Raw genomic sequence first — 11,464 nt, 5'->3', positions numbered from 1 at the left:
AACGGGGACATGACCTTACCGTACGATTCTACGCGGGTTCACGGTCCCGGGCACATGGAACGCCCGACCCGGGGGCGGTCCCGGGCACGCGGCACGCCCGACCCGGGAGCGGTTCACCAACGGAGCAGGGCCGCGACGCCGCCGTTTTTGGTCAGCCCCTCGACGTCCTGGGTGAACTCCACGTCGGCGTCGGTTTGCTCCGCGAGACGTACCAGTTCCTCGACGAGTTTGATCGGGGCGACCTGGTCGCTGTCGCAGAGGGGACAGGTCTCGTGCACCTCGGCGAAGGCGGTCGTGCATTGCTCGCAGCGGCTGCCGTCGATCGTGACGTCATGATCGACCGCCAGTTCGTCCACGCGACCGGTTTGCAGGGCGGTGAGCACGTCGTCGACGCCGATCGCTCCCAGCCCGCCGGAGAGGGCTTCGTTCTGAATTTGCTTCCACAGAGCCTTTTCCTCGCGGCGCTCCTCCTTTTGGAACAGACGCAGGCCCTCCTCCACCAGTTCGTCCTCCGCCGCGTGCAGATCGAAGCCCTCGTCGGCGATGACTTTGTCCCGAAGATGCTCCGGGAGTTCCTCCTCAATCTGCTGACAGGTCTCCTGCGAACCCAGCAGCACGATGCGATCGAGACCGTCCTCGCGGATCAGCTCGGCCAGACGCTCCGCGACTTCGCCGGCGTACCGCTTCAACTGGCCCTTCCTCCGTCGGGCGTAGCGTTGTTGGCTCCAGCCGCCCTTCTTGACGCGGTTCTTCACCCCGCCCTTCACCGTGTCTTCGCCGCCGGCGACCGCGCCGGCGATCTGCAGGATACGGGTGCCGTCGTTGTCGGCGGCGACCAGCAGGAACGGTTCGTATTCATCCTGAAACTCCGCCAACGGTCGGAGATTGGGGCCGCGGGCGGCGCGAAACGACGTCTCCGGGGGGACGGTCAGCTTGTAGCCGTACTCGACGTTCGCCTCCGGGCAGGACATCAGGCAATAGCCGGCGCCGTCCTCCAACGATTCGCGTTCGATGAGGGCTTCCAGACCGGCCAGCGCGGCGTCGAACGCGGCGAGATGCTCCGGTTCGTCATGTTCGATCAGCCTGCGGGCGGCGCGGGCGCGGTTGTTCAAGTCCCCCGGTCCGGTCTCGCCCGCGAAGTAGAACGTCAGGAACGAGCGCGGCGGCCCCTCCAACAAAGCGAGTTCGGAGAGATCCAAATTGGCGAGCGACATACGGGGCGTGAGCGGAAGCGAGAAGGGGAAGGACGGGCGAACGGCCGGCGGGAAGCGTTGGTCGCCCGTCGGTCCCGCTGGTCGGGCGGCGGTCGAAGGTTTCGCGGAGCCGGCGCGCAGGGCACGCGAAACGACGATCAGCAACCCCCATGCCCGGATCGGCGCCTGGTTTGCTTGGATGAGCAAAACCCTCTCGAAACGCCCCCATCGCCCCCCTTGGATTCTCACCCTGATGGCCGCACGGTCTTTCACCGCCCCCGACCCGGACTCGCTGACGATGGGGTGCGAGGAAGAATTCCAGATTATCGACCCCTCCACCGGCCAGCTCGCCAGCCGGGCGGAGAAGCTGAAACGGGATTCCCACCTGCACGGCGAGCTGGCGCCGCAAAACGAGTTGCACCTGTGTCAGATTGAAACCGCCACGCCGATCTGCGGATCGTTGGGGGAGGTGCGGGAGAAACTCGGCGCCGCCCGCCGCGACCTGTTGGAAAGCGCCTCGCACTTCGGCCTGACGATCGCCGCGTCCGGAACGCATCCGTTCTCCGACTGGCACGACCAAACGATCACCCCGAAGGACCGCTACCTGGGGATGGTCAGCGACTATCAGTATCTCACCCGAGAATTATTAATCTTCGGCCAGCACGTACACGTCGGCATCGAAGACCCGGATCTCGCGGTGGAGGTCATGAACCGTTCGCGGGTGCATCTTTCGTCCCTGTTGGCCCTCACCGCGAGTTCGCCCTATTGGGTGGGCGAGGACACGGGCTACGACAGCTTTCGCACGCTGATGTGGCTCAAATGGCCGATGACCGGCCCCCCCCAGCATTTTGAGAGCCGGGCCGACTACGATCGCACGGTCGCCGGGCTGGTGGGCGCCGGGGTGATCTCGGACGCGTCGAAGGTCTATTGGGACATCCGCGTCCCGCCGGACAAACCGACGATCGAATTCCGCGTGGGCGACGTCTGTCCGCATCTGGACGACGCGGTGATGCTCGCCGGGCTGGTGCGGGCGATTGCGTTGCGCTGCGCCCGGGCCGCCGCCGCCGGCGAGCCGGCCCCCCGACCGCGACCGGAATTATTGAGAGCGGCCAGTTGGCGAGCCGCCCGCAGCGGCGTGCACGGCGAGTTGGTCGATACTGCCGCCGGGAAGTCCCGCCCCGCCGCCGAACAGATTGAACGGATGCTGGGCGAGCTCGCCGTCGAACTGGACGATCTCGGCGAGGGCGCCTTCGTCCGGGAGCGCGTGCGGGAGATCCTCGACGGCGGGAACAGCGCCGACCGTCAGCGGGCGGCCGTCGAGGAGGCCGGCGAGGTCCGGGCCGCGGTCGATCTCGTCGTGCGGGAAACGGCGGAGGTTTAGACCCGCTCGCCCTCGTGAGCCGTCCTCTTCCTCTTCAAGAGGACGGCTCACGAGATGTCCGCTCAGTATTTCCCGTCGGTGACGCCCGGCCAGTCGTCGGTGCGGAAGGGGGCGGCGGGCAGGCCGCGGGTGTTGAACAGCGTGACCCGCGGATTGTCCGCCCAGCCGTATCGTACGGCGGCGATCTCGGAGACCTCTGCCGGGGCCGTCACCCGGACCGTGTCCGGGCCGGTCACTTCCGCGGTCGCCTGATAAAACGTCTTGTCCGCCCCGGCGACGGTGAAGCCCAGCACATGCTGGCCGCCGGCCTCGTCATAAACATCGCGGCGGTTTTGCAGGGAATCGCCGTCGGTCTCGAAGGCGATCGTCGCCGTGTTCCCCTTCAACTCGGCCTTTTTGAACCGCGGGCTGCTCATGCCGGACTTCTTCACGCCGTACACGTCCCGCAGCGCCGCCAGCGCCAGCCGCTTGCCGACGTCCGCTTTATTGCGGGGATGAATGTCGGCGGCCTCGCCGATGTCGAGGATCACGGCCTGCCCGACGTTCTCCAGTTCCTCCAGCGTATTGTCCTGCGCTTCCCGCAGCTCGGCCCAGTCGGACGCGGCGTTCGGATCCTCTTGATAGTCACGATAGTTCGCCAGCTGCACCCAGTAAAACGGGATCTCCTGCCCGAATTGATCCCGCCAGTCCTCGATCATCGCGGGGAAGATCTCGTCGTATTGCTCCGCCCGGTCGGCGTTCGATTCGCCCTGATACCAGATCGCGCCTTTGAGAGCGAAAGGAACCAGCGGGGCGATCATCCCGTTATTGAGGTTCGCCGGGTGATGGGAGTGCGTGGGGCCGTATTTGCCGGCCCAGTTGCCGGGGGTCTCCTTGCCGGCAGCGACGGCCGCGTCGTACCCGGCCCAGCGTTCCAACAGCGGAGCGGTCGTTTTTAATTCTTTTAACGTCTCCTCGCGGGTCCACGCCTCGGACGGCGTGCCGCCCCAACTGGAATCGATCAATCCGACCGGTCGGCCGGTCGCGTTATGAATCGTTTGGCCGAAGTGATACCCCACCGCGGAGAAATTCCCCGCGGCCTCGGGGCTAAGTTTGACCCATTGGGCCGCGGACGGCTCCCCCTGCCCCGGCTGCCCCTTCAGCGTCGATTGCGGTTCGCGAACGCTATTTTTGGGGACGGTGAACAGCCGGATCTCGTCGCTCTTCGCGGCTTGCACGTCGCGGGCACCGTCGAGGGTGTTGTTCAGCGGCCACTCCATATTGCTCTGCCCGCTGCACAGCCAGACGTCGCCGACGAGTACGTCGGTGAAGACCTTCCGGTCGGCGGAGTCCGGCTGCTCCTCACGCTCCTCAGACGTCTGCCCGCTCGAGAAGATCGGCGTGCCGGAGGCCGCGACGATCAGCCACAACTCCGCGCCGGCGTCGAACGGGCCGATCGCAGACTCCCAGCGGCCGTCGTCGTCCGCGGTCACGGTCCCAAAGGACCCGCTGGGGTACCCGACCACCGCCCCGCCCTCGTCGCGGGTCACGACGTTCGCGGAGATGGCCACTACGCCCCCCGGCTCGGTCGTCCCGAACACCGGGGCCTTCACCCCGGCCTGCAGCACCATGTGATCGCCGAAGATCGGCGCCGGAACGACCTCCGCGGCGGCGGGCAGCGCCAGGCCGGCGCACAGCAACGGGACGAACGCGAGCGGGCGAATCATCGGATCTCCGAGCGAAACAGGGGACGAACCCGCCGACGCTAAACCCCCCCGCCGACCGCGGCAAGCGATCGCGAGCGGGAGCAGGCACGCGACCGTCAGGGAGCGTCTCGGGACGGTCGCGCGCCGCCGGAGACGCTCCCTGACGGTCGCGGCTCGATTCAGAGTCGAGCGGCGCGATTCCCCTTCAAAACGACCGCCCGTCGTTCATAAACACGCTTCTCAAACATTTCCCCCGCTTGATCGAGAAGCGGCGGGATCGCTCTTGTGAACGAGCGAACACCAATTAATCTTCGGGACGGTTTCCATTCGATCAGGCGATGCAATGTCCGAACCCTCCTTCGATCCGTTTCACAGCGATCCGCCGCCGCCGGAGCTGGCCGCGTTCTTCACGCCCCCGCCCGTACAACAGCCCTCCTTGCCGAGCACGCGGGAGGAGGACGCGAACCGTCGAGCCGACCGACTCGCCTCGCTCTATACGCCGGCGACGCGGCGGGCGGAGGTCGAACGGCGGGCGCGATTGCGCGCGGTTTTCACCACCGGTCCGCTCAAGAACGTGCCGCCGTTGGGCGAGGCGGGGCCGACGGAGCACGCCGTTCGCTATGACCTCTGGCCGCCGCGGCCCGACCGACCGGTCGGCCCGCCGAGTCGTCACGGCGACACCTGGACGCAGTCGCAATTCGTTCGTTTGGTGAAGCGTTTCGCCAAGGCCCGCGGCACGGACTTCGGCGTGCTGGAGTTCTGCCGCTGGGCCGGCGTTGCCAGTTCGACGCTCTATCGGCACGCGGACAGTTGGCCGGCGCTGCGTGCCGCCGCGGGTCTGCCGCCGGCGATGGCCCGCCCCGACCGCCGCGCCAGTACGCTGGCGGCGCTGCTCCGGTCGCTGCATCTCAACCGCAACCGCACCCGCCCGCTGACCGGCGCCCAGCTCGCCCGGGCCGCGGGCGTCAGCCGGTCGGTGGTCGGCGCCTACGGCGGGGTTCGTCACCTCCGAGACTTATATCGCCAATGGGTGCGGGCGAGCGAAGCGAGGGGGGAATGAGCCGCGGTCCACGTTCTCCCCTCTCCCCCCGGGGAGAGGGGTCGGGGGTGAGGGGGCTTTCACCGCTCGATCGCCCTTCACGTCGCCGCCGCTCTCGGAGTCGCCTCGGCCCGTCATCTCGCGAACGGCGCCGGGTGAGGGATCGCTCACCCTCACCCCCGGCCCCTCTCCCTCGAGGGAGAGGGGAGCACAGTATCTTTCCGCCTCTCGCGTCCTCACTCCCCCTTCTGATAAACCCGCACGTAATCGACCAGCAGGGTTTGCGGGAAGGCGTCCGGGGGGAGGCGGTCGGCTTGTTGGTCGACCTTTTCAAAAAACCGGCCGTCGACGGCGACGTTGATCAACAGATGGAACGGCTGATCGAACGGGGCGGAGGGGTTCTCGCGGGCCGCTTCGGAGAACCATTCGTCCTTGGTGCGGGTCTGGGCGAGCGTGCCGTCGACGAACCATCGGATCGCGTCCGCGTCCCATTCGACCGTATAGGTATGAAACGCCTCGGCGGCGTTCTTATCCGGGAATGGGTAGCTGTGGGCGACGTAGGCGTTGCGGGGCCAGGCGCCGCCGAAGTGGAGGGCGCCGGTGGTCTCCTGCACGGCGCTGCCGCGGGATTCGATGATGTCGATCTCCCCGCCGGCCGCCCAACCGCCGTACGGGGACTCGGTCGGCAACATCCAGATCGCCGGCCAGATGCCCTGCCCGTCGGGCATCTTGGCCCGCACCTCGATCTTGCCGAATTTCCACTCGCCCCGGCCGCGGGTGCGGAGGCGGGCGGAGGAATAGGGCTGCGTCTTGCCGTCGGAGGTGGTGTGCGGGTCGCGATAGACGGCGATGTTCAATGCGCCGTCTTTCACGAAGGCGTATTTGTCGTCGGGGAGATACGCCTGCCGCTCGTTGTTGCCGCCGCCGTAGTTGTCGACCTCTTTGCCCCATTTGGTCAGGTCGAGCTGCTCGCCGTTGAACTCGTCCCGCCAAACCAGCGCCCAGCCGGTCGGCCGGACGAGGCGGTAGTCCCCCGCGGGCAGGAACCGCACGACGCGCTCGCCGGTGCCGCGGATCGCGACGTCCACGTCTTCATATTCGTCCCCGCCCTTGACGTCGATCCGGCGTTGCAGCTGATACAGCCGCCCCGGCTCCGTGGGAAAGGCGACCCCGGCGGCGCTGAAGGTGTCCAGCGTCGGCGGGTCCGCCGGTGCGAACGCGACGGCGAGCAGGAGCGGAGCGAAGGGCAGCACAGGCGGGGCGGGGCGAGAGAGAGGAGCGAGTCGCCCCAGCGAATCGGTTCCTCTCCATCGCCACAAGTCCGCGGGCGCCCCGCCCCGCCCCGCACTACATTTCTCCTGCCGCTTCAACTCCGCTCGTTCGCCCGCATGCCGATCCACATGATCCCGTTCGCCCCGACGGTCGCGATGATGCCCGGGGTGTCGGAGATCGTCGTGATCCCGCTCTGGAGCGTGATCCCAGCGATCATTGCCTACAAGATGTGCGCGACATGGGGCGGCGTCGCTCAAGCTCTCTGCGTCGTCGCCGTATTGATCACCGGCTGGATCGGGCTGCTCATTCTTTGGGTCGTGCGGCGCGTGCTGGGCTGAGACGGGGTCGCTGGAACCTGATTGCGGGGACGCTCAGCGGGCTGACGCCCGCCGCTCGCCGAAGCTTCGCCCCCATCACTTCTCCCTCCGCAGCCGCCCGGCGACCGCCGGTTGTGTCGCGCGACCCGCCCCCGTACGCTGTCTCGATTCCGCCCGTCCCCGGGGTCGTTCTCCTTATTCACCCTCTGGTCCGAAGTCCCGGTTCGTGCGCGCCATCCTCTCCGACATTCACGGGAACCTGGAGGCGCTGCAAGCGGTTCTTGCGGACATCGACGGCCTGAACGGCGCCGCCGGGGTCGACGAGATCTACTGCCTCGGCGACGTGATCGGCTACGGTCCCGATCCGGCCGACTGCATCGATCTGGTCCGCGATCGCTGCGCCCTGACCCTGCTGGGGAACCACGATCAGGCCAGTCTGTTCGACCCGGAAGGCTTCAATCGCACCGCGGAGCGGGCGATCTTCTGGACCCGCCGCACGCTGGAGAACGGCCGCGGCGCCGAGGAACGCTTCGACTTCCTCGGCGAACTGCCCCGCACCCACGCCGAACGCGACGACAGCCTGCTGTTCGTCCACGGCAGCGCCCGCAACCCGCTGAACGAATACGTCTTCCCGGAAGACATCTACAACGGGCCGAAGATGTCCAAGATCTTCCAGCTCGTCGGTCGGCACTGCTTCCAGGGCCACACGCACATCCCCGGCGTGTTCACGGAAGATCTCGACTTCCTCTCCCCGACGGACCTGGACGGCAAGTACGTGCTGGGCGAGGCGAAGGCGCTGGTGAACGTCGGCAGCGTCGGCCAGCCCCGCGACGGCGACGCCCGCGCCAGCTACGTCACCCTGGAGGGCGATCAGCTGACCTTCCGCCGCGTCGAATACGACCACCGCGCCACCGCCGCGAAGATCTACGAGATCCCCGACCTGGACAACTACCTCGGCGATCGCCTCGCTAACGGACAGTAACGGACCTGAACCGCCGATCCCGCTTCGCGAATGACGATCACCGCCCATGTGCTCGACGGTCGCATCGTCTCGGACGAACCGATCGAACTGCCTGACGGCACTGCCCTGCTGCTGCACGTCGTGCCGGGGAAGACGCAGCCGACTCCGGAGCCGGCAAACGACTCGAAGCGAACAGGCGACGACGCCGGTCCCCCGACGCTATTGGACTCGCTGGCGGATGTAGTCGGGCGGGTCGACGATCTCCCGCCCGACGCAGCAAGCGCCGTCGACGAGACGCTCTACGGATCCCAGCCATGAGCGTCGGCGCCGCGTCCTTCGATCCGTCGTCGCCGGCGTTCGTCGACACGGCGTTTTACGTCGCCCTCTTGAATCCCCGAGACGAGTTGCACGCTTCAGCAACGGCGGTCGCAGGGCGTCACACCGGCCCGCGGGTGACGACGGAATACGTGCTGGTCGAAACCGGGAACTTTCTGTCGGCGCCGAGCCGTCGGGTTTGGTTCGGTCGTCTGTGGGACGCGATCGAAGCGGACGACCGGATGCGAATCGTGCCGGACGCTTCGGACCTCCTCAGCGAAGGCGTCGCCCGTTTTCGCGACCGCCCGGACAAAGCCTGGTCTCTGACGGACTGTCTCTCGATGGTGACGATGGAGCGGGAGGGACTGACCGCGGTTCTGACCGGCGATCGCCATTTCGCACAGGCAGGGTTTAGGCCGTTACTTGCGCGCGAGTGAGCGGTCCTGATCGTTTGTTTCGGATTTGTTTGAGAACCGGCGGCGCCGGTCGGTTCCGACCCTCCCGGGGTGGATGATTCGCCCCGGTCTGCGAAGATCATCCTCAGCCTGGGGAAGATCCCCGCCCCCCCGGCGAATCCCTGAGTCCCGGCGACGGTCGTTTTCAGATCGCCCCGCCCCGCACCCGTTCTTTCGCTCCACCCCCGCGTTCGCCCCGTGCCGGACAAAAAGCCCGCGTCCTCCGGTTCCGCCGGTTCGAAGAAGACCGGAACCGGGGCGGGGAAAGACGCCGCCCCGCCGGAGAGCAACCGGTTCACCATGTGGCTGGTGACCACGCTCGCCCTATGGGCGCTGTGGTTCGGGTTCATCCAGCCCACCTGGTTCCCCCCGGCGCCGGCTCAGCCGCAGCAACCGGTCGAGCTGAAGGACGTCGGCGAGAGCCCCCGCGGGTTCCTCGCGGACGCCGACCGTGCACGGGCGAACGCCGACCCGGCCGATGCCGACCCCGAAGCCGATCCGTCGGACCCCGACGGCGCCGCGGACGAACCGCAGTGGGAGCCGAACCCGAAGGCGACCGCTCAGTTGGGCGGGCTGACCTCGCAGGCGGCGAAGCTGGGGTACTACACGCAGGTCACGCTGACCAGCCGCGGCGCCGCGGTCGAGAAGATGACCCTCAACGACGGGCGCTATCGGGAGTTGGAGGATCGCGACGCCAAGCTGAAGGTGCTGGGCAACGGCGATGCAGTCTTGAACACCTTCCAGAGCCGCGTCGACGCGCTCGATGCGGCGCTCCGTCCGTTCGGCACGGACTCCGTGCGGGCCGACTGGGCGCTGACGAAGACGATCCCCGACCCCAAAGATCCGCAGATCGCCCGGGGCGCCGTCTTCACCCTGACGGCGCCGGACGGTTCGTTCGAAGCGGTGAAGCGGTTTCGCCTGCGGAAGGGCACGCCGGATCTGTCGGCGGAGGATCATCAGCAGGGCGGCGACCGGGACACCGACCCGCGCGGCTATATGCTCGACGTGGACCTCACGCTGAGGAACCTCTCCGACAAGGCCCGCGACGCCCGCTTCACGCTGCAGGGACCGGTCGGTCTGCCGCTGGAGAACCGGGAGAACGCCCGCAAGTTCCGCGACCTCGAGCTGGGGTATTACGACGAGGAAGGCGAGCTGGAGACGACGTATCTCTCCGCCGCCGACGCGACCGCGGCGGTCAAGAAGGCGAAGGAAAGCCTCGCGGCCGACGAGGAGATTCGCCGCGTCGAACAGAACCTGAAGGATCTGGATCGGGACTTCAAAATCGCCGAGGCGAAGGCCGACGCCGCCGCGGAGATCGCGGCGCTCGACGGTGCCACGGACGAACAGAAAGCCGCCGCGGAGGACGCCGCCGCGGCGGTGCAGCGGTATCGGGATCTCTATGCGGCCGCCGAACTCGAGTTGGCCCAGCGTGAAGAGGACCTCGCGGAGGTCGGCGGGTTGGAGGAGTACCGCAAACCGTTGCTGTATGTCGGGACGGAGGCTCAATACTTCGCGGCCCTGCTGTTCCCCCGCACCGGCGCCTCGCAGCCCGCGGAGGCGTTGGAGGACGCTGAGGATGAGGAAGGTCTGCTGCCCGGCCTGGGCGAAGTGTTCGACGCCCCGACGATCCACAGCGCCGCCCCGCAGGTGGTGGACGAGCCGGTCAAGGACGAGCCGCAATACAACGACGTCTCCGTCCGGTTGACCAGCGCCCCGGTCCGCGTCCCGGCCGCCCAGGGCGACGTGGCGGGCGAAGCGACGCGGTCCTTCACGCTGTTCGCCGGCCCGAAGCGGCTGGAGTTGTTAGAGCCGTTGCAAGCCGACGGCGTGATGGACCTGGGTTGGTTCGGCGTGATCGGCGGCGGGATGTTGTGGGTGATGACGAAGCTGCACGACCTCGGCTTCCCCTACTGGCTGGCGATTATCTCGCTGACGGTGCTGGTGCGGCTGCTGATGTTCCCGCTGTCGAAGCGCACTGCGCTGATGGCCGCGAAGCAGAAGGCGCTCGCCCCCAAGATCGCCGAGATCAAAAAACGTTGCGGCGACGACGCCCAGGCCGCCGGCCGCGAGCAATGGGCGTTAATGAATAAATACGGCGTGAACCCGTTAATGGGTTGCCTGCCGGTATTTTTTACCATCCCCGTCTTCATCGCCCTTTATAATGCCCTTTTAAACAGCGTCGACCTGCGGCTGGCGGAGTTCTTATGGATCGACAACCTCGCCGCCCCGGACAACATCTTCCGACTGCCGTTCCGCATCCCGTATCTCGGCTGGTATCTCAACATCCTGCCGGTGGCGCTGGCGGGGCTGTGGTTCTTCCAGCAGAAGCTGTTCATGCCCCCGGCTCAAACGCCGGAGCAGGAGATGCAATATAAGCTGATGGGCTACATGATGCCGCTGTCGTCGCTGTTCATCTATCACCTGCCCGCGGGCTGGTGCCTGTATAGCATCGCGAGCGCCTTCTGGACGCTGACCGAACGCAAGCTGCTGGACCGCACCCGCAACGCGCAGCTCGAACTGCCGGACGAGGTCGAACCCAAGCAGAAGGGCCCCGTCGGCCGGGCGATCGGCCGGATGACGGAGAAGCCGATGGCCCGGCTCAAGGAGAAGATCGCCGAGGCCCAGGCCGCCGCCGAGGCCGCTCAGAAAGAAGCGACGACTCAGCAGATCGGCGGTCGCCGCGACAAGACCGGCGGTCGCGGCGAACGCGGCCCGGCCCTCAACAGCAAAGCCGCCCGCCGAGCCGGCGGCCGCGGGAAGAAGAAGTCGAAGCGGTAGGGGGTCCGTGTCGCTCCCCGATCCGGACGAACCGATCGCCGCCCCGGCCAGTGCTCCCGGGGCGACGA

At 67.4% G+C, this 11,464-nt stretch carries 10 protein-coding genes; 7 read left to right on the top strand and 3 right to left on the bottom strand.

The features are described 5' to 3' along the window. Positions 1-113 precede the first annotated feature (113 nt). On the bottom strand, positions 114-1,214 hold the full coding sequence (locus LzC2_RS06660) for a baeRF10 domain-containing protein (protein WP_171185076.1): 1,101 nt from the start codon (positions 1,212-1,214) through the stop codon (positions 114-116). 232 nt (positions 1,215-1,446) lie between these two features. On the opposite strand from LzC2_RS06660, the gene LzC2_RS06655 reads away from it, so the two are divergent. Beyond that, positions 1,447-2,574, top strand: a complete 1,128-nt coding sequence (locus LzC2_RS06655) for a carboxylate-amine ligase (RefSeq protein ID WP_171185073.1) — start codon at positions 1,447-1,449, stop codon at positions 2,572-2,574. A gap of 62 nt (positions 2,575-2,636) precedes the next feature. On the opposite strand, the gene LzC2_RS06650 is transcribed toward LzC2_RS06655, so the two are convergent. Further along, a complete protein-coding gene (locus LzC2_RS06650) occupies positions 2,637-4,280 on the bottom strand; it encodes a sialate O-acetylesterase (RefSeq protein ID WP_171185071.1) in 1,644 nt (547 codons plus the stop codon). Between the two features lie 322 nt (positions 4,281-4,602). On the opposite strand from LzC2_RS06650, the gene LzC2_RS06645 reads away from it, so the two are divergent. Next, positions 4,603-5,319 carry a hypothetical protein gene (locus LzC2_RS06645; protein ID WP_171185069.1) on the top strand — a complete coding sequence of 239 codons (717 nt, stop codon included), beginning with the start codon at positions 4,603-4,605 and terminating at the stop codon, positions 5,317-5,319. A 215-nt stretch (positions 5,320-5,534) separates the two neighbouring features. Here the strand turns inward: LzC2_RS06645 and LzC2_RS06640 are convergent, their stop codons facing one another. Then, positions 5,535-6,551 (bottom strand): glycoside hydrolase family 16 protein, encoded by a 1,017-nt coding sequence (locus LzC2_RS06640; protein WP_171185067.1) that lies wholly within the window; start codon positions 6,549-6,551, stop codon positions 5,535-5,537. A gap of 135 nt (positions 6,552-6,686) precedes the next feature. On the opposite strand from LzC2_RS06640, the gene LzC2_RS06635 reads away from it, so the two are divergent. The 5 genes from LzC2_RS06635 to yidC all read left to right on the top strand — a co-directional run bounded on the left by LzC2_RS06635 (position 6,687) and on the right by yidC (position 11,396). Continuing rightward, positions 6,687-6,908: a hypothetical protein gene (locus LzC2_RS06635; protein WP_171185065.1), complete on the top strand. Its 222-nt coding sequence runs from the start codon at positions 6,687-6,689 to the stop codon at positions 6,906-6,908. Positions 6,909-7,113: 205 nt separating this feature from the next. Continuing rightward, positions 7,114-7,869, top strand: a complete 756-nt coding sequence (locus LzC2_RS06630; protein ID WP_171185063.1) for a metallophosphoesterase family protein — start codon at positions 7,114-7,116, stop codon at positions 7,867-7,869. A 30-nt stretch (positions 7,870-7,899) separates the two neighbouring features. Then, positions 7,900-8,166 carry a hypothetical protein gene (locus tag LzC2_RS06625; RefSeq protein ID WP_171185060.1) on the top strand — a complete coding sequence of 89 codons (267 nt, stop codon included), beginning with the start codon at positions 7,900-7,902 and terminating at the stop codon, positions 8,164-8,166. After that, complete coding sequence (locus LzC2_RS06620; RefSeq protein ID WP_171185057.1) at positions 8,163-8,600, top strand: type II toxin-antitoxin system VapC family toxin; 438 nt, start codon at positions 8,163-8,165, stop codon at positions 8,598-8,600. Before LzC2_RS06625 ends, LzC2_RS06620 begins: the two co-directional genes overlap by 4 nt. A 216-nt stretch (positions 8,601-8,816) precedes the next feature. Next, a complete protein-coding gene (gene yidC, locus LzC2_RS22780; protein WP_171185055.1) occupies positions 8,817-11,396 on the top strand; it encodes a membrane protein insertase YidC in 2,580 nt (859 codons plus the stop codon). Positions 11,397-11,464: the final 68 nt, after the last annotated feature.

Origin of the sequence: Alienimonas chondri, assembly GCF_013036045.1 — a bacterium.
Taxonomy (GTDB): Bacteria; Planctomycetota; Planctomycetia; order Planctomycetales; family Planctomycetaceae; genus Alienimonas; species Alienimonas chondri.
The sequence above is the reverse complement of the archived record's forward strand: the minus strand, read 5'-3'. Positions and strand labels throughout refer to the sequence as shown.